Annotated in this window: 21 protein-coding genes; 10 read left to right on the top strand and 11 right to left on the bottom strand. The window is 54.2% G+C overall.

Features of this window, described 5'->3' with window-relative positions:
* The first annotated feature begins 89 nt into the window (after window positions 1-89).
* The 3 genes from lpxC to secA all read left to right on the top strand — a co-directional run bounded on the left by lpxC (window position 90) and on the right by secA (window position 4,564).
* Entirely contained in the window at window positions 90-1,007 is a 918-nt protein-coding gene (gene lpxC / locus K5Y30_RS11570; RefSeq protein WP_007888639.1) for a UDP-3-O-acyl-N-acetylglucosamine deacetylase, read from the top strand.
* Between the two features lie 274 nt (window positions 1,008-1,281).
* Window positions 1,282-1,782 (top strand): secA translation cis-regulator SecM, encoded by a 501-nt coding sequence (secM, locus tag K5Y30_RS11565; RefSeq protein WP_222185270.1) that lies wholly within the window; start codon window positions 1,282-1,284, stop codon window positions 1,780-1,782.
* Window positions 1,783-1,858: 76 nt separating this feature from the next.
* Window positions 1,859-4,564, top strand: coding sequence for a preprotein translocase subunit SecA (gene secA / locus K5Y30_RS11560; protein WP_154154201.1), 2,706 nt, complete (start codon window positions 1,859-1,861; stop codon window positions 4,562-4,564).
* Between the two features lie 40 nt (window positions 4,565-4,604).
* On the opposite strand, the gene K5Y30_RS11555 is transcribed toward secA, so the two are convergent.
* A complete protein-coding gene (locus tag K5Y30_RS11555; protein ID WP_255602682.1) occupies window positions 4,605-5,039 on the bottom strand; it encodes a response regulator in 435 nt (144 codons plus the stop codon).
* Window positions 5,040-5,177: 138 nt separating this feature from the next.
* On the opposite strand from K5Y30_RS11555, the gene mutT reads away from it, so the two are divergent.
* A complete protein-coding gene (gene mutT, locus K5Y30_RS11550; RefSeq protein ID WP_222185271.1) occupies window positions 5,178-5,573 on the top strand; it encodes an 8-oxo-dGTP diphosphatase MutT in 396 nt (131 codons plus the stop codon).
* A 27-nt stretch (window positions 5,574-5,600) separates the two neighbouring features.
* On the opposite strand, the gene yacG is transcribed toward mutT, so the two are convergent.
* The 3 genes from yacG to coaE are packed head-to-tail and all read right to left on the bottom strand — an operon-like array spanning window position 5,601 to window position 7,163.
* Entirely contained in the window at window positions 5,601-5,798 is a 198-nt protein-coding gene (gene yacG, locus K5Y30_RS11545) for a DNA gyrase inhibitor YacG (protein ID WP_064737573.1), read from the bottom strand.
* Window positions 5,799-5,806: 8 nt separating this feature from the next.
* A complete protein-coding gene (gene zapD, locus K5Y30_RS11540) occupies window positions 5,807-6,550 on the bottom strand; it encodes a cell division protein ZapD (RefSeq protein WP_222185272.1) in 744 nt (247 codons plus the stop codon).
* 4 nt (window positions 6,551-6,554) lie between these two features.
* On the bottom strand, window positions 6,555-7,163 hold the full coding sequence (gene coaE / locus K5Y30_RS11535) for a dephospho-CoA kinase (protein ID WP_222185273.1): 609 nt from the start codon (window positions 7,161-7,163) through the stop codon (window positions 6,555-6,557).
* 218 nt (window positions 7,164-7,381) lie between these two features.
* Here coaE and K5Y30_RS11530 point away from each other — a divergent pair, with 218 nt between their 5' ends.
* Window positions 7,382-8,422, top strand: a complete 1,041-nt coding sequence (locus K5Y30_RS11530; RefSeq protein WP_222185274.1) for a GMP reductase — start codon at window positions 7,382-7,384, stop codon at window positions 8,420-8,422.
* A 33-nt stretch (window positions 8,423-8,455) separates the two neighbouring features.
* Here the strand turns inward: K5Y30_RS11530 and hofC are convergent, their stop codons facing one another.
* The 4 genes from hofC to nadC form a co-directional block, all read right to left on the bottom strand.
* On the bottom strand, window positions 8,456-9,655 hold the full coding sequence (hofC, locus tag K5Y30_RS11525; protein ID WP_222211498.1) for a protein transport protein HofC: 1,200 nt from the start codon (window positions 9,653-9,655) through the stop codon (window positions 8,456-8,458).
* Window positions 9,648-11,036: a type II secretion system protein GspE gene (gene gspE / locus K5Y30_RS11520; protein ID WP_222211496.1), complete on the bottom strand. Its 1,389-nt coding sequence runs from the start codon at window positions 11,034-11,036 to the stop codon at window positions 9,648-9,650. The genes hofC and gspE overlap by 8 nt, the downstream gene beginning before the upstream one ends.
* The gene (gene ppdD / locus K5Y30_RS11515; RefSeq protein WP_222185277.1) at window positions 11,036-11,479 is read right to left on the bottom strand and encodes a prepilin peptidase-dependent pilin; all 444 of its coding nucleotides are present in this window, start codon (window positions 11,477-11,479) and stop codon (window positions 11,036-11,038) included. The genes gspE and ppdD overlap by 1 nt, the downstream gene beginning before the upstream one ends.
* A gap of 178 nt (window positions 11,480-11,657) precedes the next feature.
* On the bottom strand, window positions 11,658-12,554 hold the full coding sequence (gene nadC / locus K5Y30_RS11510; RefSeq protein ID WP_222211494.1) for a carboxylating nicotinate-nucleotide diphosphorylase: 897 nt from the start codon (window positions 12,552-12,554) through the stop codon (window positions 11,658-11,660).
* A gap of 182 nt (window positions 12,555-12,736) precedes the next feature.
* Between nadC and ampD the strand changes: the two genes are divergently transcribed.
* Together ampD and ampE are read left to right on the top strand one after the other, a co-directional pair.
* Complete coding sequence (gene ampD / locus K5Y30_RS11505) at window positions 12,737-13,288, top strand: 1,6-anhydro-N-acetylmuramyl-L-alanine amidase AmpD (protein ID WP_192412383.1); 552 nt, start codon at window positions 12,737-12,739, stop codon at window positions 13,286-13,288.
* Window positions 13,289-13,304: 16 nt separating this feature from the next.
* On the top strand, window positions 13,305-14,159 hold the full coding sequence (gene ampE, locus K5Y30_RS11500; protein WP_222211492.1) for a beta-lactamase regulator AmpE: 855 nt from the start codon (window positions 13,305-13,307) through the stop codon (window positions 14,157-14,159).
* Here the strand turns inward: ampE and K5Y30_RS11495 are convergent.
* The 3 genes from K5Y30_RS11495 to aroP form a co-directional block, all read right to left on the bottom strand.
* Window positions 14,141-15,094 (bottom strand): family 43 glycosylhydrolase, encoded by a 954-nt coding sequence (locus tag K5Y30_RS11495; RefSeq protein ID WP_222211490.1) that lies wholly within the window; start codon window positions 15,092-15,094, stop codon window positions 14,141-14,143. The genes ampE and K5Y30_RS11495 overlap by 19 nt on opposite strands.
* The gene (locus K5Y30_RS11490) at window positions 15,091-16,497 is read right to left on the bottom strand and encodes a glycoside-pentoside-hexuronide (GPH):cation symporter (RefSeq protein ID WP_222211479.1); all 1,407 of its coding nucleotides are present in this window, start codon (window positions 16,495-16,497) and stop codon (window positions 15,091-15,093) included. Before K5Y30_RS11490 ends, K5Y30_RS11495 begins: the two co-directional genes overlap by 4 nt.
* Before the next feature lie 161 nt (window positions 16,498-16,658).
* Window positions 16,659-18,014, bottom strand: a complete 1,356-nt coding sequence (aroP, locus tag K5Y30_RS11485) for an aromatic amino acid transporter AroP (RefSeq protein WP_110867537.1) — start codon at window positions 18,012-18,014, stop codon at window positions 16,659-16,661.
* Between the two features lie 513 nt (window positions 18,015-18,527).
* Between aroP and pdhR the strand changes: the two genes are divergently transcribed.
* From pdhR to aceF, 3 genes are all read left to right on the top strand, one after another.
* Window positions 18,528-19,292: a pyruvate dehydrogenase complex transcriptional repressor PdhR gene (gene pdhR / locus K5Y30_RS11480; protein WP_008108566.1), complete on the top strand. Its 765-nt coding sequence runs from the start codon at window positions 18,528-18,530 to the stop codon at window positions 19,290-19,292.
* Between the two features lie 127 nt (window positions 19,293-19,419).
* Window positions 19,420-22,086: a pyruvate dehydrogenase (acetyl-transferring), homodimeric type gene (aceE, locus tag K5Y30_RS11475; RefSeq protein ID WP_222211478.1), complete on the top strand. Its 2,667-nt coding sequence runs from the start codon at window positions 19,420-19,422 to the stop codon at window positions 22,084-22,086.
* Window positions 22,087-22,100: 14 nt separating this feature from the next.
* Window positions 22,101-23,996, top strand: coding sequence for a pyruvate dehydrogenase complex dihydrolipoyllysine-residue acetyltransferase (aceF, locus tag K5Y30_RS11470; protein WP_222211477.1), 1,896 nt, complete (start codon window positions 22,101-22,103; stop codon window positions 23,994-23,996).
* Window positions 23,997-24,023: the final 27 nt, after the last annotated feature.

The raw sequence follows: 24,023 nt of genomic DNA, 5'->3' as shown, positions 1-24,023 counted from the left end.
AATTGGGATTCCCCGCTCTTTGTGCTAAAGTATCCCCCCGCTGGTAATTTATACTGGCGGTCGGAAGGGTAATATTGCGAGATAAAGCGATGATCAAACAAAGGACATTAAAACGTATTGTTCAGGCGACTGGCGTCGGTTTACATACCGGCAAGAAAGTCACACTGACGTTACGCCCTGCGTCGGCTAACACCGGGGTCATCTATCGTCGCACTGACTTGAATCCACCGGTAGATTTCCCGGCTGATGCAAAATATGTGCGCGACACCATGCTGAGTACTTGCCTGGTGAATGATGAAGGCGTGCGTATTTCAACAGTTGAACACCTGAACGCCGCATTGGCGGGCTTGGGCATCGACAATATCATTGTTGAAGTTGATGCACCGGAAATCCCAATCATGGATGGCAGTGCCGCACCTTTTGTCTATCTGCTGATGGACGCAGGCATCGAAGAGCTGAACAGCGCGAAGAAATTCGTACGCGTTAAGCAAACGGTGCGTGTGGAGGATGGCGATAAGTGGGCCGAGATCAAACCGTATAACGGTTTCTCACTCGACTTCACTATCGACTTCAAACATCCAGCGATTGACTCAAGCTCGCAGCGTTACCAGCTCAACTTCTCGGCTGAGAACTTTGTTCGCCAAATCAGCCGTGCGCGCACTTTTGGCTTTATGCGTGAAATCGAATATCTGCAGTCTAAAGGCCTGTGCCTGGGCGGTAGTTTAGATTGTGCGATTGGCCTCGATGATTTCCGCGTATTAAACGAAGACGGTCTGCGCTTTGAAGACGAATTTGTTCGTCATAAAATGCTCGATGCGATCGGTGACCTGTTCATGTGCGGCCACAATGTTATTGGCGCGTTTACCGCCTTTAAATCGGGCCATGCGTTGAACAACAAGTTGCTGCAAGCGGTTCTTGCTAAGCAGGAAGCCTGGGAATGGGCGACCTTCGAAGATGAAGCTGAACTGCCACTGGCATTCAAAGCACCAAATTTAGTTCTGGCGTAAGTCAGACCTAAAACGGCAGGTTTCGCTGACACCCTCTCCGGTCAGTTGAACCTGCCGTTTTTTATTGCCTCATTTTCAATCCTGCCAAACCGATCTCATTTCGCTGTAGCAACTGGCGAAACCCTGTACAAAAAAACGTGAATTCCGCCGAAGCCCCTTTAATGACTGGTGTCGAAGCCGCACATAAGTGCTATCATCTGGCGCTCATATAAGCCGGGTAACGCAGATTTTTGCCACCGCTTTATCACTTTATTCAACGCATTGTGGACGGATTGTGATCGGGATTTTCTCACGCTGGCGACAATTAGGCAGACGCTATTTCTGGCCACATCTCCTGTTGGGGATGGTGGCGGCCAGTTTAGGTTTGCCTGCCTGTGCGCAAAGTTCTGAGCCGAAAGCAAATGATTCGCCGATCAGCAGCCTGTTTGTCGGCAATGTTGTCCATTTTGACCATCTGATTCGTCTGCAGGAAAGCGCGCGTCGACCGAATTTCAACGTCGATTACTGGCACCAGCATGCGATTCGCACCGTTATTCGCCACCTTTCCTTTAGTATGACGCCGCCCGCTCAGGCGGAAGCCGATCAAGCTGTGCCGCTAACGGCACAAAAGCTGGCGTTGATAGGTTCGCTTCAGGCGTTGCTGACTTCTCCGGCGCAATCGCTGACTGTTGTTGAGCCGCAACAAAACCTGCGTCACAACGAACCACAAATCCTTTCCTCTGCTGATTGGCAAGCTGCTATTCATGGCATCCGCGCCGGGCCTTTCATTGCTTAACTGCTAACGTTTTTTCCACATCCTGAATCAGATTTTGCAGCCCGTGAAATCACGGCTGAATTGAGAAAAATTTATCATGTTAATCAAATTATTAACTAAAGTATTCGGCAGCAGCAATGATCGTACTCTGCGCCGTATGCGCAAAATCGTCGACGTCATCAATAAGATGGAGCCGGATTTCGTAAAGCTCTCTGACGATGAACTGAAAGCGAAAACTGACCTGTTCCGCGAGCGCCTGAAAAAAGGCGAAAGCCTTGAGAGCCTGATTCCAGAAGCCTTTGCCACCGTACGTGAAGCAAGTAAGCGCGTCTTCGGTATGCGTCACTTTGATGTGCAGCTGATTGGCGGCATGGTGCTCAACGAACGTTGCATCGCAGAGATGCGCACCGGTGAAGGTAAAACCCTGACTGCGACCCTGCCCGCTTACCTGAACGCGCTGAGCGGCAAAGGCGTGCACGTTGTTACCGTCAACGACTATCTGGCGCAGCGTGACGCCGAAAATAACCGTGCACTGTTTGAATTCCTTGGCCTGACCATCGGCATTAACCTGCCAAACATGCCAGCTGTGGCGAAGCGTGCAGCTTATGCCGCTGACATCACCTACGGCACCAACAACGAATACGGCTTCGACTACCTGCGCGACAACATGGCGTTCAGCCCGGAAGAGCGCGTGCAGCGTAAGCTGCATTACGCATTAGTGGATGAAGTCGACTCAATCCTGATCGATGAAGCACGTACGCCACTGATCATCTCTGGTCCGGCGGAAGACAGCTCTGAGCTGTATACCAAAGTTAACAAGATCATCCCGCATCTGGTGCGTCAGGAAAAAGAAGACTCTGAAACCTTCCAGGGCGAAGGCGATTTCTGGGTCGATGAAAAAGCGCGCCAGGCACACATGAGCGAGCGCGGCCTGGTAAAAGTTGAAGAGCTGCTGGTTAGCCAAAACATTATGGTAGAGGGCGAGTCACTCTACTCCCCAACCAACATCATGCTGATGCACCACGTTACTGCGGCGCTGCGTGCTCATGCACTCTTCACCCGCGATGTTGATTACATCGTTAAAGATGGCGAAGTGGTCATCGTTGATGAACACACCGGTCGTACCATGCAAGGTCGCCGCTGGTCAGATGGTCTGCATCAGGCGGTTGAAGCGAAAGAAGGCGTGGAAATCCAGAATGAAAACCAGACGCTGGCTTCCATTACCTTCCAGAACTACTTCCGTATCTATGAGAAACTGGCCGGTATGACCGGTACCGCGGATACCGAAGCGTTCGAATTCAGCTCCATTTACAAGCTCGACACTATCGTGGTGCCAACCAACCGTCCGATGGTGCGTAAAGATATGGCCGATCTGGTCTACATGACCGAGAAAGAGAAGATCGATGCCATTATCGAAGACATCCGTGCCTGTACTGCCAAAGGGCAGCCGGTGTTGGTGGGTACGATTTCGATTGAGAAATCGGAAGTCGTATCCAACGAACTGACGCGCGCAGGCATTAAACACAGCGTACTGAACGCTAAATTCCACGCCAGCGAAGCGGATATTGTTGCTCAGGCAGGTCAACCTGCAGCGGTCACCATCGCAACCAACATGGCCGGTCGTGGTACCGATATCGTGCTGGGCGGTAGCTGGCAGGCTGAGCTTGCCGCGATGGACGAGCCAACCGAAGAGCAGATTCAGGCGATGAAAGAGGCGTGGAAACTGCGTCACGATGCGGTGCTGGCTGCAGGCGGTCTGCACATCATTGGTACTGAGCGTCACGAATCTCGCCGTATCGATAACCAGCTGCGTGGTCGTGCGGGTCGTCAGGGTGATGCCGGTTCTTCACGCTTCTATCTGTCGATGGAAGATGCATTGATGCGTATCTTCGCTTCAGATCGCGTATCGAACATGATGCGTAAACTGGGCATGAAACCAGGCGAAGCAATTGAGCATCCATGGGTGACCAAAGCGATTGCCAACGCCCAGCGTAAAGTGGAAAGCCGCAACTTCGATATTCGTAAGCAGCTGCTGGAATACGATGACGTGGCTAACGATCAGCGTCGTGCTATCTATAGCCAGCGTAACGAACTGCTGGATGTGTCTGATGTGTCGGAAACCATCAACAGCATCCGCGAAGATGTCTACAAAACCACCATTGATACCTACATTCCGCCGCAGTCACTGGAAGAGATGTGGGATGTTGCCGGCCTGGAAGAGCGTCTGCGTAACGACTTCGATCTGAACCTGCCTATTGCTGAGTGGTTGGATAAAGAGCCCGATCTTCACGAAGAGACGCTGCGCGAACGCATCATGACCCACGCCGCGGAAAACTATGCTGCCAAAGAAGAAGTGGTTGGCGAAGAGATGATGCGTAACTTCGAGAAAGGCGTGATGCTGCAAACGCTGGATTCGTTGTGGAAAGAGCATCTGGCGGCGATGGATTATTTGCGTCAGGGCATCCACCTGCGCGGTTATGCCCAGAAAGATCCGAAGCAGGAATACAAGCGTGAATCCTTCTCTATGTTTGCGGCGATGCTGGAGTCACTGAAATACGAAGTGATCAGCACCCTGAGCAAAGTTCAGGTGCGCATGCCAGAAGAAGTTGAAGCGATGGAACAGCAGCGCCGTGAAGAAGCTGAGCGTTTAGCGCAACAGCAGCAGTTGAGCCACGTTGATGATGCCACCGCTGCCGCCGAAGCATTAGCCGCACAAGGCGGGGAGCGTAAAGTGGGCCGTAATGATCTCTGCCCATGTGGTTCCGGCAAAAAATACAAACAGTGCCACGGTCGTCTGGCCTGATAAAAAAGGAGCCTTCGGGCTCCTTTTTTTTAATAACGATTTAGCGTGTTATCGCCATTAGTTTCTCTTCGTTTAGGCGCACGCCATGATAGGGCAGCGTCACCAGCAGACCATCCGGTAGGCCAGCTCGCTTCAACAGCGCCCGGCTTTGGAACAGGAGTTGATGGTAATTATTATCGCTGATGCTCGGATAGCTCTCATTCCACACCGTAGCAATAATCTGACGCTTCGAGGTAATGCGCAGCAACAGGCAGGAGAAGAATCTTTTTTGCGCTTCATTCAACGAAATAACTTTGTGTTCAGGCCACCATGTTAAGGTGTTCTTAGCGCTGTCTAACGTCAGGATGTCATGAAATACCAAATGGCGTAGGGCATGTAATTGTTCCGGCGTATTTTGCGCCAGAAACGTTGTTTCTTTGAATTCCATAGGTAGTCGGGTTTGGCAGAAGAAAGTGGCTGCGAGTATTCCCAACATTCCCGGTTGCGATCCTTACGACATGTCTTAATCACTGGCTTTTGTGCGGCGCAGGGCGTCACTTTCCTCTCAACGGTTAACATCACTTCATGACTGATTTACACTCAGCGCTCATTTATTAAAAGTGGAATCCAGCTTATGAAACACCTGCAGGTTGCGGTGGGCATCATTCGCAATACAGAACGTCAAATCTTCCTTGCCCAGCGTGCGGCAAGCTCCTACATGGCAAATAAGTGGGAGTTTCCTGGCGGAAAAATTGAACAAGATGAATCTGCCGAGCAGGCGCTCAAGCGTGAGCTGATGGAAGAAACCGGTATCGAAGTCACATCGGCAAGCGCGATTGGCCAGGCCGACCACAGTTATGAAGATCTGCGCGTTACGCTGCATTTCTTCCTGGTTGAAGGCTGGAACGGCGAACCTTATGGTCGTGAAGGTCAGCCACAGCGTTGGGTCGAACAGCAGAATTTGGTCGCGGATGAATTTCCGCCTGCGAACCATGAACTGATCAGCCGATTAGTGGCTGGCGAGATTTAAGTGAAGGGGCGCTAGGCCCCTTACTTTTTACTGCTGTTCTTCGCTCCAGTCATCGCTGTCCATCTGGTCACCGCTGCTGGGAATGCGTTTCTCTTCTGCTGCCCATTCACCTAAATCAATCAGCTGGCAGCGTTTACTGCAGAATGGCCGCCACGGGCTCAACTCATCCCAAATCACATCGCGACGACAATTGGGGCAAGGTACGGTAATCATCTCTTCCGGCATAACTTCCTCTAACAACAAGCTAATTCAAAATTCAGTCGGGCTGGCACTTCTCCGCGTTCGCTGTCTAACGGCAGGAAACGAATCGCATAACGGCTTTTATGGCCCGAGACTTGCGGATACAGCGCGTCTTCCAGAGTTAATTGCAGGCGCAGTAAATCGGATCCTTCGGCGTTATCCTGATAAAAGCCGTTGAGGCTGGTTTGATGACGAAATACGCCAGACTGGCGTACTAAATCAAGGATCATCGTCAAACTATTACGCAGCGGATTCAGTGATTCCAGCCAGCCATTCACCTGAACATCCCGCACCGCTTGCTCCTGATGCAGCCAGATATGCAGGCTTGGTAGATCGAAACTGCAGCAGCCGCCGGGAATACTCAAACGCTGACGTACCAGAGCAACCAGGCGATCTTCACGTAACTGTTGGCCCATGCGCGGTGCCGCCATGAGTTCGCTTGAGCATTGCTTCAACTGCTGACGCAGATTATTCACACGCAATTCGTCAATGCCTGGCACATCCAGCCACGCGCGCAATTTTTGCTGCTGGCGCTCCAGCTCTTTTAGCAGTTCAGTGCGCATATCCCCGCGCTCAAAAATATCCAGTAAATCGCTAAGGATGCGGAACACGCCAAGTGCTGAAACCGAACCACTAACCGGCACCGTTTCATACAGCTGATCAATCAGATATTCAACTCGCAGCCAGGTGCGCATCTTCTCATTCAAAGGGTGTTCAAACAGAACAACAGTGCTCATGATGTTAATCCTTTCCGGTTGCTGCCAGGCGTAGATAGCGCTGGTGAAGCTCAGCAACGCGCGGTAGCACCTGTTCAGGCGTACCACTGTTATCAATGATGTCATCCGCACAGGCTTGACGCTGTTCGCGACTGGCCTGTGCGGCAAGAATATTTTTCGCCTGACTCAGCGAAATGCCATCCCGCTGTTGGGTGCGTTGCAACTGCGTGGCGGTATCCACATCTACGACCAACACGCGATCGGCCTGATGCTGTAAGCCGTTTTCGACCAACAGCGGTACCACCCAAAGCACATAAGGTGAAGTAGCCAGTAACTTTAATTGTTGCGTGCGGGCGTTGATGAGTGGATGAAGCAACTGATTGAGCCAGTTTTTCTCTTGTGGCTGCTGGAAAATAATTTCACGAAGCCGTGCACGATAGAGCGTGCCTTCTGCCGTCAGAATGGTATCTCCATAACGCTGAGCAATCGCCTTTAGTGCAGGCGTTCCGGGCTCAACAACTTCTCTGGCAATGACGTCAGCGTCAATAATATCAACGCCTAGCGCTGCGAAAGCGTTGGCAATAGTGGTTTTACCACTGCCAATGCCGCCGGTGAGCGCAACGGTATAAGGCATAGCGTTCTCGCAAAATTTATATCGTGAGCGGCGATCAACCACAGCAAGATGAGAGCATGATCACAATCAATTCTCTCAGCTAAATTTAAGGGATTGTAGCCTAAATAAAGTGAAATTCGCAGTCTTGTCGCGGAACGAATGGCGCGTATGATAACGACACTGGAGCCGTGAGCGCTACCCGAACCGCGGTTCGTCGTCACTAACCAGGATAATTAGCTATGCGCATTGAAGAAGATCTAAAACTGGGCTTTAAAGATGTTTTGATCCGCCCAAAACGTTCCACGTTGAAAAGCCGTTCCGAGGTTGAGCTGGAACGCACCTTCACTTTTAAACACTCAGGCTTGAACTGGAGTGGCATTCCAATCATTGCCGCCAACATGGATACCGTCGGCACTTTCACGATGGCTGAAGCCCTGGCGAGTTTTAACGTACTGACCGCAGTGCATAAACATTACAGCGTGCAAGAGTGGCAGGCATTTGTGCAGCGCGCGCCAGCGGCGGCGCTGAGTTATGTGATGGTCTCATCCGGTACATCAGAATCAGATTTCACGAAGTTATCCGCCATTCTGGCGTTATCACCGCAGCTCAACTTTATCTGTATCGACGTTGCTAACGGCTACTCTGAGCACTTCGTTCAGTTTCTGTTGCGCGTGCGTGAAAGCTTCCCTGGTAAAACCATCTGCGCAGGCAACGTGGTTACCGGTGAAATGGTGGAAGAACTGATTTTGTCTGGCGCAGACATCGTCAAAGTGGGTATTGGCCCCGGCTCAGTGTGCACCACACGCGTGAAGACCGGCGTTGGTTATCCTCAGCTTTCTGCCGTTATCGAGTGCGCTGATGCGGCCCACGGTTTAGGCGGACAGATCGTCAGCGACGGCGGCTGCTCGGTTCCAGGTGACATTGCCAAAGCTTTCGGGGGCGGTGCAGATTTCACCATGCTCGGCGGCATGCTTGCGGCACATGACGAGTGTGAAGGAACCATCGTTGAAGAACAGGGTGAGAAATTTATGCTGTTCTACGGCATGAGTTCCGAATCGGCGATGAAACGCCACGTTGGCGGTGTCGCACAATACCGTGCGGCGGAAGGCAAAACCGTGCGGTTACCAGTGCGCGGGCCGGTTGAGGAGACGGTTAAAGATATCCTCGGCGGTTTACGTTCGGCCTGTACCTACGTCGGTGCTGAACGATTGAAAGAGCTGACGAAACGCACCACCTTTATCCGCGTCGCTGAACAAGAGAACCGCGTGTTCACTCGTTAATCTCTGCCAACGGGCGCGCATCGCGCGTGCCCGTCATCGAATGGCATCGCCAAGACCAAATACCGGCAGATACATTGCAATCACTAAGGTGCCAACAATCCCGCCGATTACCACCATCATCATCGGTTCCAGCGATGCCGCCAGAGCATCAGCGCGCGCTAATGTTTGCGCCTCATGCCACTCCGCCAGCCGTGCCAGCATCACATCTAACGCACCCGCTTCTTCACCCACTCGGATGAGTTGGGCACACAGGGGCGTAAACAGCAGATGCTGTTGCAGCGCCTGATGCAGCGGCGCACCCGCAGCAATGTGCTGCTGCAACTGAATGATGGCATCGCGCCACAATCGCGATACCAAGGTCACTTCAACCGCCTGCAGGCTTTGCAACAAGGTCAAACCGGATTGTTGTGTAAGTTGCAGGATTGCGTATATCTGGCTGAGCTGCCCGCCGCGCCACAGCGGAGATAACAATGGCATGCGCAGTAACCATTGATGTACGCGCTTTTGCCACGGTACCGAACGTCGATAAGTCTGCTGCACAATCACCACTAATACGGCACCTACCAGCAACAGCGGCAGCGCGGCCTTCTGCAGCAGTTCTGACAGCGACATCACCGCCGCAGTAAAAGCGGGCAGCGGCGCATCAAAGCTGGCATAGACAGAGACAAACTCCGGTAAAACAAACAGCAGCATGCCAGCACTGACCCCGAGCGCTACCAGCAAGATAAACAGGGGATAACGCAGCGCCTTCACCACTTTTTGCCGTAAGTATTGCTGCTTGCTTTGCTGCTGCGCCAGCTGGCGACAGCACTCGTCGAGTTGGCCGGTTAATTCACCCACTTGCATCAAAGCGGGAAACAGCGGGGGAAAGATTTGCGGCCACTCTTGCAAGGCTTGCGAGAAGGGCTCACCAGCGATGACGCGGCGCTGCAATCCTTTCAGTAATACCCGCCAACCGGCATGAGGATGGCCTTCTGCCAGCAGAATCAGACTTTCGGCCAGCGGTAAGCCGGCCTTGAGCAGCGTCGCCAGTTGCCGCACCAGGTCGATTTTCTGTTGCCACTTCCAGTCGCGCGAACGCCAGCATTTTCCACGCTGCCAGTTCACCGGCAGCATGCCGCGATCGGAGAGTTGATTGAGCAACGTATCCTGGCTGGCATTGAGTGATTCGCCTTCCTGCAGCACGCCCATGGTATCAAGAGCCTGCCAGCGGAAATGATAGAGATTAGCCATCGCCCAATCCCACCACGCGCTGCATCTCTTCAAAGGAGGTATCGCCGCGACTTACCGCTTCAAGCCCCGCAGCCAGCAAAGTTTTCATTCCCTGCTCATTTGCCAGCGTTAGCAGATGCTCCAGCGGCATATCTGCCGAAATAGCATTCTGCAATTTGCTGGTTAGCGGCAAGACTTCAAACAGCGCCAGCCGCCCGTAATAGCCGGAGAAGCAGTGATCGCAGCCCGGTGCGCGCCAGGTTTGCAGCGTGCCCGGCCAGAGTTCGGCCGGCAGATGGGCGATGGCTTGTCCCGGCTGACGGCAATGCACGCACAAGCGTCTGACCAGACGCTGCGCCACCACCAACTGCAAAGCGGGGCCCAGCAGATAACCGGGAATATCCATCTGGCGCAGGCGCGTTAGCGTTTCAGCTGTCGAGTTGGTATGCAGTGTTGAAAGCACCAGATGGCCGGTCTGCGCAGCTTTAACGGCGATGCTGGCCGTCTCGGCATCACGGATTTCCCCTACCATAATCACATCGGGATCCTGGCGCAGCAGTGCGCGCAGCACACGATTGAAATCAAGTCCGCTGCGCGGCTGGATCTGTGTTTGATTAATGCCATCCAGCGGGATCTCAACCGGATCTTCTACGCTACATACATTCTTCTCCGGCACGTTAAGCGCGCTTAACCCGCTATAGAGCGTGAAGGTTTTACCGCTGCCGGTCGGGCCGGTAACCAGAATCAAACCCTGCGGTTTCGCCAGCGCGTTTTTCAGCAAACGCAGTTGTGCTGCGGGCATGCCGAGTTTATCGAGGGTGATGGCGCTGTTTTCACTTTGCAGCAGCCGCACCACGGCTTTTTCACCCTGGCTTACCGGCAGCGTTGAGAGTCGAAACGCCGCCAGTTTGTCCTCTATCTCCAGCGTAAACTGTCCGTCCTGCGGCAGACGCCGTTCGGCGATATCCAATCCACCGAGGATTTTCAGGCGCGCCAGAATCGCAGCGGGTTGTGCTTCAGAAGGCTGAGGCAGTTTATGCAACACGCCATCGATGCGCAGACGCACCCGCAATCCATGGCGCTGCGGTTCGAAATGCACATCTGAGGCGCGGCGCTGAATGGCCTGGCGCAAAATCTGATCGACCGCGTTAATCGCTGACTCAGCGCTGGCATGTTCACGCGGTGCTGCGGCGGCATCCGGTTCGTGCAGCAACTGCTCAAGTCGTGCGGCAGGCCAGCACTCGACCTCCACCTTACATTGGCTGGCGAACTGTAGCGCTTCCAGCAGCAGCGGATCGGGCGTGTCGGCTACCGCTACGCGCAGTAGTGTGGCGTCATGGTGCAGAATCACCGCCTGATAACGGGCGCACAAGGCTTGCAGCGCACTATTAGGATTGTCCATCAGTTGGCATCCTTGTCGGCAAAGCGGAACTGCTCGAGGCAGCTATCGCGCAGGCTGCTGTTATCGCTGGTACAAGTGCGTTGCCAGCTCAACGTGCCATCGGTTGCGCTCCAAATCGGCAGCATTTCAACCGTTAATCCGCTGAGACTTTCCTGGCCGGTCAGGTTGATGGTTCCATTAACGACGCTGAGTGTCGCCACATAGCGCGAACCTTTGGCCACCGGAATACCGCGTTGTCCTGCCTGACACTGTGCCGGTCCGCCGCGCTCAATGGAGCAGAGTTCAACTGCTGTTTTGTACGGCACCATGGTTTGCAGCATGTCGGTAAGCGCTGCGCGTTGCAGGTAGTTTTGATAGGCCGGTAAACCGATGGCGCTGAGAATGGCGACGATGCCAATCACAATCATCAATTCGATAAGGGTAAAACCGCGTTGTCTGTCCATAGTGAGGCTCCTTGTTGTGGAGCCGCTACGGTAGAAAAGGGCGAGAGAAAGCGGAAGTCAGGCCTGCGTGAGGCTGGAAAGCATCGCGCAGAGAATCGTAAGGATTACAGCGGGGATAACAGCATTTTTGAAGCCAGCTCGCATATCTGCCGCGCTAACAGGCGGCAGACTTAGAGCATTAGAGTTCGCGGAAACGCATCGACAGATCCAGCGCATGCACATGTTTGGTCAGCGCGCCGACAGAAACATAATCAACGCCGGTCTGGGCAATTTGCGGCAGCGTGGTTTCGGTTACGTTGCCAGAGACTTCCAGTAAAGCTCGCTTGTTGGTTAGCGCAACCGCTTCATGCATCATCTCAAGGCTGAAGTTATCGAGCATGATGATGTCCGCTCCAGCATCGATGGCATCCTGCAGTTCCGTCAGCGATTCGACTTCAACTTCTACCGGCACATCAGGCGACAGCCACAGCGCTTTTTCTACGGCGTTACGCACCGAGCCGCTGGCGATAATGTGGTTCTCTTTGATAAGAAAAGCATCCGACAGGCCTAAACGATGGTTGTTACCGCCACCGCACAGCACCGCATATTTCAGTGCGGTACGCAGGCCTGGCAAGGTCTTGCGTGTATCAAGCAGCTGGGTTTCGCTGCTCGCCAGCAGGGCGACATAACGGTTGACCTCGGTGGCCACGCCGGACAGTGTTTGCACGAAATTGAGCGCGGTGCGCTCTGCGGTTAACAGCAGGCGCGCCGGACCGGTAAGCTCGAACAGCAGCTGATCGGCAACCAGTGTTTGTCCATCTTCAACATGCCAGGTAAGAGTGACTTTATTGCCAAGCTGGATAAAGACTTCTTCCACCCAGCGTTTACCACAAAAAACACCGGCTTCACGGGTGATGACTTTTGCCACCGCCTGTTTTTCTGCCGGCAGCAGCAACGCAGTGATATCGCGATCCGCATCCACTTCGCCGCCTAAATCCTCCTGAAGCGCCCGGGCAACGGCTTCCGGGATATCCTGTTCAATACGTTTAATCAGTTCCTGACGGCGATGATCGGGATCGTAACGACGCGTTGCCATGGTTTTGCCACTCCACAAGACGAGATTTTGTGCGCTCACCTTAGCCTGGTTTATCGGTCATTGCCAGTTGCTGGCGGTGAAATGTTTAGTATCCTGAACTCAGCTGCGTCGGCGCATTAAGTCGCAAGTCTGATGGGTGAAACATGTTATTCTCAGCCTGATTTTGCTTAGGATTTAACAGCATGAAACTGGAAGAGGGCTGGATTACCAGCGCGCGTAAAGTACCTTCACCACACTTCAATCAGCGTCCAAATGATGAAGTGCCTTCGCTGTTGGTGATTCATAACATCAGCTTACCGCCCGGTGAGTTTGGCGGGCCGTGGATCGATCGCTTGTTTACCGGCACGTTGCCTGCCGATGCGCATCCCTATTTTGCTGATATCGCCCATTTACGCGTGGCGGCGCACTGTTTAATCCGCCGCGACGGCGAGCTGGTGCAATACGTCTCTTTCGATCAGCGTGCCTGGCACGCCGGTGTGTCGCAGTTTGAAGGGCGTGAAAGCTGCAACGACTTTTCCATGGGCATTGAACTGGAAGGCACTGATACGCTGCCCTATACCGATGCCCAGTACGTGACTTTGCAGCAGGTGACTCAACTCCTGCTGCAGCACTATCCGTTGACGCCTGCGCGCATCACCGGCCATAGCGATATCGCACCAGAGCGGAAAACCGATCCCGGTTCCTCTTTTGACTGGTTGCGCTATAAAGAATCCATCAGGCAGGAGAATCCCTGATACAGCAGGAGCGGGTATGACGTTGTTTAGCTTGTTATTAGTTTTAGGTTGGGAACGCCTGTTTAAGTTGGGTGAGCATTGGCAACTGGACCATCGGCTGGAGCCGCTGTTTCGTGGCCGTCAGCGTTTTTCCCTGCTGCGCACGCTAATGATGACAGTGATAGCGATGCTGATCGTCTGGCTGGTGGTGTGGAGCCTGAAAGGCATCTTGTTTGGCGTGACGCAACTGCTGTTCTGGATTTTGGTGGGATTGCTGTGTATCGGCGCGGGTTCGGTGCGACTGCACTATCACAGCTATCTCAAAGCCGCGAGCCATGACGATGAAGCGGCACATCAGGCGATGGCGGCTGAACTGACGCTGATTCACGGCGTGCCGGTTGAGTGCAGCGAGCGCGAGTTCCTGCGTGAACTGCAGAACGCGCTGATTTGGATTAACTTCCGCTTCTATCTTGCGCCGCTGTTCTGGTTTGTGGTCGGTGGGCCTTACGGTCCGGTGCTGCTGGTGGGGTATGCGTTTCTGCGTGCCTGGCAGAGCTGGCTGGCGAAACATCAGTCGCCGCTGGCGCGCTCGCAGTCTGGCGTTGATCGTCTGCTGCACGTTTTGGACTGGATCCCCGTGCGTTTGGCCGGCGTGGCTTACGCGCTGCTCGGCCATGGCGAACGTGCGCTGCCAGCATGGTTTGCCGCGCTGGGCGATCTGCATCGCCCGCAATATCAGGTGCTGACCAGCCTGGCGCAGTTCTCGCTGGCGCGCGATCCGCACATGGATAAAGTCGAAACGCCACGTATTGCGGTGGCGTTGGCGAAACGTATTTCTCTGGTGCTGGTGGTGGTGGTCGCGCTGTTGACGATCTACGGCACGCTGGTGTGATCGGCTGGCGGCACGCCGAAATCCGGTGTGCCGTCTTCGCGCCAGTCGAAGTATTTCAAGCGCGTATGGCGATTCGGATCCCACAGCGGGTCGCCCTCAATTTCGGTGTAATTGCGCGCGTGATACACCAGCACCGCTCTTCCCGCTTCATCCACCGTAAAGCTGTTGTGTCCCGGTCCGTATTGCTGATTATCCCAGCTGGTGGCAAATACCGGCCGCGCGGATTTATGCCAGGCGCTGATGTTGAGCGGATCGGCCAGCACATCAATGCTTAATATCCCCAGGCAGTAGTTTTCATCGGTCGCGCTGGCGGAATAGGTGACAAAAAGCTGGTCGCCATGCTGAATCACCGCCGGTCCTTCATTAACGCTAAATCCCGCGCACTCCCATTCATACTCCGGTCGGCTCAGCATCAGCGGGGCGCTTTTTAGCGTCCACGGATTGAGCAACTCGGCGAGATACAGGTTAGAGTTTCCGGGAATCGCCGGATCTTTTTGCGCCCACAGATACCAGTGTTTACCTTGATGGTGGAAGTAGGTGGCGTCCAGTGAGAAGGAGTCGATGGGCGTATGTACGCGGCGGCAGGGCTGCCAGTTACCGCTCAGCGGATCGGCATCATTACACACCAGCGCATACATGCGGTGCTGGAACAGGCCATCTTTTATCGCCCGCGTCGGTGCGGCGGCGAAATAGATCACCCATTGCCCGTTGATGTAATGCAGTTCTGGCGCCCAGATCAGCGCGCTATACGGGCCGGTATCCGGTTTGCGCCACACCGTTACCGCTTCTGCCTCAATCAGGCCTGCCAGCGTTGTGGCATAGCGAATCTCCAGTCGGTCATATTCCGGCACCGAGGCGATAAAATAGTAGCCATCGGCATGGCGCAGAATAAAGGGATCGGCACGTTGAGTTATAAAAGGATTGGGCCAGCTCATTTGATCTCTCCAGGTTGCGCAGTTGCAGAGGACGCGATAGGGGATACGTGATGTGAATGGGCACGGCGCAGCGCCAGATCGGCCTGAATCGTACGCATTAAGTTGCGATCCACTTTCATTAAACGCACGACGCCGGCGGTGATCAGATATCCCACGCCCGGGATCACCGTGAACAGCAGCATGATGCCGTTAATGGCGTTGGGGGCCTGCTGTTTTGCGCCGGCATCGTAGCCATAAATCGACAGCAGGAAACCGACCATCGCCCCCGCAACCGCCAGCCCCACTTTGAGGAAGAACAGGTTGCCGGAGAAGCTCATACCGGTGATACGTTTGCCGGTTTTCCATTCGCCGTAATCATCCACGTCGGCCATTAGCGACCAGTGCAGCGGCGACGGAATCTGATGCAGGATATTCAGCAGGAAGTAGGCGATCACCACCGCGACGGTGGCGTGCGGATCAATCCAGTAGAAGCCGCAGGAGAACAGCGCCAGCGCGATGTTGGTCCAGAAGAACACTTTGAGCTTGCACCAGCGATCGGTGAGGATTTTCGCCAGCGTGCTGCCGAACATCATGCCGATCACCCCAAGGCTGATAAACAGCGTGGCAAAGTGCGTTGATTGCCCCATCACCCAGGTGACGTAATACATGGTGGCGGCCATGCGGATAAAACCGGGGCAGACGTTGCAGAAGGTCAGCAGCAGAATGCGCACCCACTGATCGTTTTTCCACACGTCGCGCAGATCTTGTTTCAAATCATCGTTGCTTGGCGTCGCAGGATGAATGCGTTCACGCACATTGGCAAAACAGAACAGGAACATCACCAAACCAATCAGCGCCAGCACGCTCATCGCCAGTTGATAGCCGCGCGCTTTGTTGTCGCCGCCAAACCATTCGGCCATCGGCAGCAGCGAAAGTGAGAGGATCAGCGTGGCGATGCCCACCATCACAAAGCGATAGGACTGACATGACACGCGCTCACCCGGATCGTTGGTGATTACGCCGCCCAGCGAGCAGTAAGGAATGTTGATGGCGGTGTAAGTGAGTGACATCAGGAAGTAAGTGACAAACGCCCAGATAACCTTGTTGTCGTAGCTCCACTCCGGCGTGGTGAACATCAACACGCTAAATAGCACGTAAGGCACGGAAACCCACAGCAGCCACGGACGGAAGCGGCCCCAGCGGCTTTGCGTACGATCGGCAATGGCGCCCATGATCGGATCGGTTACCGCATCAAGTACGCGTACCGACAGTAATAGCGTACCGACCAGCGCCGGGGCTAAACCAAACACATCAGTGTAGAAATAATTGAGGAACAGCATGATGGCACCGCCAATCATGTTGCATCCGGCATCGCCCATGCCATATCCCAGTTTCTCTCTGAACGAGAGGGCTGATCCTTTCATTGATCGTCTCCAGCGATATGATGAGCAGGAATTATCTGTGCAAAATCAGTAATCTGCTGGGGAGCAAATGGTCGGGTAGATGGACAAAACGCGCGGGCGGGGAAAAGTGTGAGCCAGATCAGAAGTGCTGCCCGGCAACAGCGTGCCGGGCAGGGAAAACATTACGCTTTCTGTAGTTTGTTTTTGATGGTGTAACCGATAGCCAGAATCACCAGCCATACCGGAATCAACCATACCGATATCGCCATGCCTGGCGTCATCAGCATAATGACCAACACACCGGCGAGGAACACCAGGCAAATCCAGTTACCCAGCGGATAGAGCACCGCTTTGAAGCGCGTGGTGACACCTTGCTGGTCTTTCTTTTTACGGAATTTCAGATGCGCGAGGCTGATCATCGCCCAGTTGATCACCAGTGCGGAAACCACCAGCGCCATCAGCAGGCCAAAGGCTTCGCCTGGCATCAGGTAGTTGATCAGTACACACAGCAGGGTCGCTACGGCTGAGACCAGAATGGTGGCGACCGGTACGCCGCGACTGTCCACTTTCAGCAATGCTTTCGGCGCATTACCCTGTTGCGCCAGACCAAACAGCATGCGGCTGTTGCAGTAAACGCAGCTGTTGTAGACCGACAGCGCCGCCGTCAGGATTACCACGTTCAGCGCGTTGGCCACAAAGGCATCGCCCAGCTCATGAAAAATCAGCACGAACGGGCTGGTATCGGCAGTGACACGCGTCCAAGGCAGCAGCGAAAGCAGCACCGCGAGTGAGCCAATATAGAAAATCAGAATACGCCACAGCACCTGATTGGTGGCTTTCGGGATGCTCTCTTGTGGATTGTCGGCTTCTGCGGCAGTGATGCCCACCAGCTCCAGACCACCAAACGAGAACATAATGATTGCCATCATCATCACCAATCCGGTCATGCCGTGAGGCAGGAAGCCGCCCTGATCCCACAGGTTGCTGACGCTGGCCTGCGGGCCGCCGTTGCCGCTAAACAGCAACCAGCCACCGAACAGAATCATGCCGATGACCGCGACCACTTTGATAATCGCGAACCAGAACTCCATCTCACCGAACACTTTGACGTTGGTCAGGTTAATGGCGTTGATCAATACAAAGAAGATGGCGGCGGTGGCCCAGGTAGGGAAGTCAGGCCACCAGAATTGTACGTACTTGCCCACAGCGGTGAGTTCGGCCATGGCAACCAGCACATACAGAACCCAATAGTTCCAGCCCGAGGCGAAACCGGCGAAGTTGCCCCAATATTTGTAGGCGAAGTGACTGAAGCTGCCGGCAACCGGCTCTTCAACCACCATCTCGCCGAGTTGGCGCATGATCAGAAAGGCAATAAAACCGGCAATCGCATATCCCAGAATCACGGCCGGACCGGCCGATTGAATCACTGATGCGCTACCCAGAAACAGGCCAGTACCTACGGCTCCGCCCAGCGCAATCAGCTGAATATGGCGATTCTTTAAGCCGCGGTGCAGCGTGTCGCCATGCTGTTGTTCCATACAAACCTCGTGATGTTGTTATTGTGCACCTGCAGTGCGCGCACTGTAAGGCTGTTTACCTTAATGTATTCTTTTCTTTACGGTATCTGGCGTGCTGTGTGCATGCATGAGCTACCACGGCGTTCAGAATAGTGATAAGCGCGTCAGTTTGCACCTGCTTTTGCTTTTTGTGCTGAGAGATGACTGAAAAAGCAGCAGCATCCTCTGCGCGCCCGTCGCAGTATTTCTGCCATGAAAAAAGGGTGAACACGAATAGGTTTCCCTTATGGTTGGGCCGTTTTCTGGGCGCTAACTCAGTGTAAGGTTAGGTAAAAGTGCAATTCATTAACATTTGCCGCGTGCGGGGGATTTCTCGCTTGATGCCGGTAGGTTAGCGCACCAGCGCTGCGATCATCACATGAAGTGTGACCGCACCCATATAGACACAAGGTGAATACTTTGTTACTTTACCGGCACCATTTTTCAATTGGTATTACCAATTTACTCCGGACGTTTGGCTGATAAGAAGGGAAGATGGCCTACAGTAAAATTCGCCAACCCAAGCTCTCCGATGCGATCGAGCAACAGCTGGAATCCCTCATTATGGAAGGGACGCTCCAGCCGGGTGAAAAACTGCTCCCCGAGCGTGAACTGGCGAAACAGTTTGATGTCTCACGTCCATCCCTGCGCGAAGCGATTCAGAGCCTGGAAGCTAAAGGCCTGCTGCTACGTCGTCAGGGCGGCGGCACCTTCGTCCAAAAAAATCTCTGGCAAAGCCTGAGCGACCCGCTGGTCGGTCTGCTTGCCGAACATCCAGAATCTCAGTTTGACCTGCTGGAAACCCGCCACGCGCTGGAAGGCGTTGCTGCCTATTACGCGGCACTACGGGGAACCGATGAAGATCTGCAGCGCATCCGCGACTGCCATGTTCATATTCAGCAGGCACAGGACAGCGGCGATCTCGACGCCGAAGCGGATGCAGTGATGAAGTATCAGATCGCTGTCACAGAAGCCGCCCATAATGTGGTGTTGCTGCATCTGCTGCGTTCCATGGGCCCTATGCTGGAACAAAACGTCCGTCAGAATTTTGAATTGCTCTACGCTCGTCGGGAAATGCTGGCGAAAGTGAGCGGTCACCGCGCCAGTATCTACGAGGCGATTGTGGCTCGTGAGCCAGAACAAGCACGCGAGGCATCTCATCGTCACCTGGCGTTCATTGAGGAAATCTTGCTGGATAGAAGTCGGGAGCAGAGTCGTCGTGAACGCTCCCTGCGTCGTTTACAGCAACGTAAGGAATAACGCACGGCAACGAACGTGCGGAAAACACGACGGGCCTGTCTTCTTGTGCTGTGAACCAGAAGCAAAGCACAAGAAGACAGGCTCCTGATAATTTCAACGTATTAGACACAGATAAGGAATACACCCCATGTCAGAACGTTTACAGAATGACGTGGATCCGATCGAAACTCGTGATTGGCTACAAGCGATCGAATCGGTCATCCGTGAAGAAGGTGTTGAGCGCGCGCAGTATCTGATTGATCAGGTAATGAGTGCAGCACGCAAAGGTGGCGTGAAAGTTGCCGCAGGTTCCTCTGCAATCAGCAACTACATTAACTCTATTGCTGTTGAAGATGAGCCGGACTATCCGGGCAACACCTCTCTTGAACGTCGTATCCGTTCCGCAATTCGTTGGAACGCCATCATGTCGGTGCTGCGTGCGTCGAAGAAAGATCTGGAGCTTGGCGGCCACATGTCCTCCTTCCAGTCTTCCGCGACCATTTATGAAGTGTGCTTTAACCACTTCTTCCGCGCGCGTAGCGACAAAGACGGCGGCGATCTGGTTTTCTTCCAGGGTCACATTTCTCCAGGTATCTACGCCCGCGCCTTCCTTGAAGGTCGTCTGAGCGAAGACCAAATGAACAACTTCCGTCAGGAAGTGCAGGGCAAAGGTCTCTCTTCTTACCCGCACCCGAAACTGATGCCGGACTTCTGGCAGTTCCCAACCGTATCAATGGGCCTGGGTCCGTTGAACGCGATCTATCAGGCGAAATTCCTGAAGTATCTGGAACACCGCGGTCTGAAAGACACCTCAGCACAAACCGTTTACGCCTTCCTCGGTGATGGCGAGATGGATGAGCCGGAATCCAAAGGTGCGATCACCATCGCCACCCGCGAGAAGCTGGACAACCTGGTGTTCATCATCAACTGTAACCTGCAGCGTCTGGACGGCCCGGTCACCGGTAACGGTAAGATCATCAACGAGCTGGAAGGCATCTTTGCCGGTGCTGGCTGGAACGTGATCAAAGTGATTTGGGGCGGTCGTTGGGATGAACTGCTGCGTCAGGACACCAGCGGCAAGCTGATTCAGCTGATGAACGAAACCGTTGATGGCGATTATCAGACCTTCAAATCCCGTAACGGCGCGTACGTACGTGAGCACTTCTTCGGTAAATATCCGGAAACCGCAGCTCTGGTGAAAGACTGGTCAGACGAAGAGATCTTCGCGCTGAACCGCGGCGGCCACGATCCGAAGAAAGTCTACGCTGCACTGAAAAAAGCGCAGGACACCAAAGGTCAGCCAACGCTGATTCTGGCCCATACCATCAAAGGTTATGGCATGGGTGACACTGCTGAAGGTAAAAACATCGCGCACCAGGTTAAGAAGATGAACATGGATGGCGTTCGCTACATCCGCGATCGCTTCAATGTGCCGGTGGCCGATGACAGAATCGAAGAGCTGCCATACGTCACCTTCGAAAAAGGCTCTGAAGAGTACAACTATCTGCACGGTCAGCGTGAGAAGTTGGGCGGCTACCTGCCAACGCGTCAGGCTGAGTTCAGCGAGAAGCTGGAAATGCCAACGCTGGAAGAGTTCCGTCCACTGCTGGAAGAGCAGAATAAAGAGATCTCCACCACCATCGCCTTCGTGCGTGCATTGAACGTGATGCTGAAGAACAAGTCGATCAAAGATCGTCTGGTTCCAATCCTTGCCGACGAAGCCCGTACCTTCGGTATGGAAGGTCTGTTCCGTCAGATTGGTATCTACAGCCCGAACGGTCAGCAGTACACCCCGCAGGACCGCGAGCAGGTTGCGTACTATAAAGAAGACGAGAAAGGCCAGATTCTGCAGGAAGGGATCAACGAGCTGGGCGCAGGTTCATCCTGGCTGGCGGCGGCGACCTCTTACAGCACCAACAACCTGCCGATGATTCCGTTCTACATCTATTACTCGATGTTCGGCTTCCAGCGCATCGGCGATCTGATGTGGCTGGCCGGCGATATGCAGGCACGCGGCTTCCTGGTTGGCGGTACTTCAGGTCGCACTACGCTGAACGGCGAAGGTTTGCAGCACGAAGATGGTCACAGCCACATTCAGTCGCTGACTATCCCGAACTGTATCTCTTACGATCCGTCTTACGCGTACGAAATCGCGGTCATCATGCAAGATGGCCTGGTGCGTATGTACGGCGAAGCGCAGGAAAACATCTACTACTACATCACCACGCTGAACGAAAACTACCACATGCCTGCGATGCCGCAGGGTGCGGAAGAGGGTATCCGTAAGGGTATCTACAAGCTGGAAACCGTAGAAGGTAGCAAAGGCAAAGTGCAGCTGCTGGGTTCAGGTTCAATTATGCGTCACGTGCGTGAAGCCGCGCAGATCCTGGCGAAAGATTACGGCATCGCTTCTGACGTCTACAGCGTGACCTCGTTCACCGAGCTGGCGCGTGATGGTCAGGATTGTGAGCGCTGGAACATGCTGCACCCAACCGATGAGCCACGCGTACCTTACATCGCGCAAGTGATGAACGAAGCACCGGCCGTCGCATCGACCGACTACATGAAGCTGTTCGCAGAACAAGTTCGCAGCTACGTGCCTTCCAGCGATTATCGCGTGTTGGGTACCGATGGCTTCGGTCGTTCTGACAGCCGTGAAAACCTGCGTCACCACTTCGAAGTGGATGCATCGTATGTGGTTGTGGCTGCGCTGGGTGAGCTGGCTAAACGCGGTGAAATCGATAAGAAAGTGGTGGCAGAAGCCATCACCAAATTCAATATCGACGCCGATAAAGTTAACCCGCGTCTGGCATAAGAGGTAAGAGAGTAATGGCTATCGAAATTAACGTACCGGACATCGGGGCAGACGAAGTTGAAGTCACCGAAATCCTGGTAAAGGTGGGCGACAAAGTTGAAGCTGAACAGTCGCTGATCACCGTGGAAGGCGATAAAGCCTCCATGGAAGTGCCTTCGCCGCAGGCGGGCGTGGTTAAAGAGATCAAAATCTCGACCGGCGACAAAGTAGAAACCGGCTCGCTGATTATGATTTTTGACGCAGAAGGTGCCGCAGAAGCGGCGCCAGCGCCAGCAGAAGAGAAGAAAGCGGAAGCCGCTCCTGCTCCAGCTGCTGCCGCTGCTGCGGTCAGCAAAGAAGTCAACGTACCGGACATCGGCGGCGACGAAGTTGAAGTCACTGAGATCCTGGTCAAAGTGGGCGACACCGTAACGGCTGAGCAGTCGCTGATCACTGTTGAAGGCGACAAAGCCTCAATGGAAGTCCCGGCACCGTTCGCGGGCGTGGTGAAAGAGATCAAAATCTCCACCGGCGACAAAGTGAACACCGGTTCACTGATCATGGTGTTCGAAGCAGAAGGCGCAGCGCCGGCGGCTGCTCCAGCAGCTAAACAGGAAGCGGCTCCAGCAGCAACACCTGCGGCGTCTGGCGCTAAAGACGTCAACGTGCCAGACATTGGTGGCGACGAAGTTGAAGTCACCGAGATCCTGGTGAAAGTGGGCGACAAAGTCGCTGCTGAGCAATCCCTGATCGTGGTGGAAGGCGACAAAGCCTCAATGGAAGTGCCTGCACCGTTCGCCGGTACCGTGAAAGAGTTGAAAGTGTCGACAGGCGATAAAGTCAGCACCGGTAAACTGATCATGGTGTTCGAAGTGGAAGGCGCGGCACCGGCTGCGGCTCCTGCGGCTAAGCAGGAAGCGGCTCCAGCGGCAGAAGCAGCGAAACCGGCAGCGGCCCCAGCAGCAGCCAAAGCAGATGCGAAAGGCGAGTTCGCTGAGAACGATGCTTACGTACACGCGACGCCGGTGATTCGTCGCCTGGCGCGCGAGTTCGGTGTTAACCTGGCGAAAGTCAAAGGTACCGGCCGTAAAGGTCGCATCCTGAAAGAAGACGTGCAGACTTACGTCAAAGACGCAGTGAAACGCGCTGAAGCGGCTCCGGCTGCAGCAGCCAGTGGCGGAAGCCTGCCAGGTCTGTTGCCTTGGCCGAAAGTGGACTTCAGCAAGTTCGGCGAAATCGAAGAAGTTGAACTGGGTCGTATCCAGAAAATTTCCGGTGCCAACCTGAGCCGTAACTGGGTGGTGATCCCGCACGTTACGCACTTCGACAAAACCGATATCACCGATCTGGAAGCGTTCCGCAAACAGCAGAATGCCGAAGCAGAGAAACGCAAACTGGATGTGAAATTCACGCCAGTGGTGTTCATCATGAAAGCCGTTGCCGCTGCTCTTGAGCAGATGCCACGCTTCAACAGTTCACTGTCTGAAGATGCACAGAAACTGACGCTGAAGAAATACATCAACATCGGTGTGGCGGTTGATACGCCAAACGGTCTGGTGGTTCCAGTGTTCAAAGATGTGAACAAGAAAGGCATCACTGAACTGTCCCGCGAGCTGATGGCGATTTCGAAGAAAGCGCGTGATGGCAAGCTGACCGCCGGCGACATGCAGGGCGGTTGCTTCACCATCTCCAGCCTTGGCGGCCTGGGCACCACGCACTTCGCGCCAATCGTCAACGCGCCGGAAGTGGCTATCCTCGGTGTTTCCAAGTCAGCGATGGAACCGGTGTGGAACGGTAAAGAGTTTGAGCCGCGTCTGATGATGCCGATCTCACTCTCCTTCGACCACCGTGTGATCGACGGTGCTGATGGTGCGCGCTTTATCACCATCATCAACAACACACTGTCCGACATTCGCCGTCTGGTGATGTGAAGTTAATCAAGGCCGGCGAAAGCCGGC

Source organism: Pantoea sp. DY-5, assembly GCF_019795955.1.
Taxonomy (GTDB): Bacteria; Pseudomonadota; Gammaproteobacteria; order Enterobacterales; family Enterobacteriaceae; genus Pantoea; species Pantoea leporis.
The sequence above is the reverse complement of the archived record's forward strand: the minus strand, read 5'-3'. Positions and strand labels throughout refer to the sequence as shown.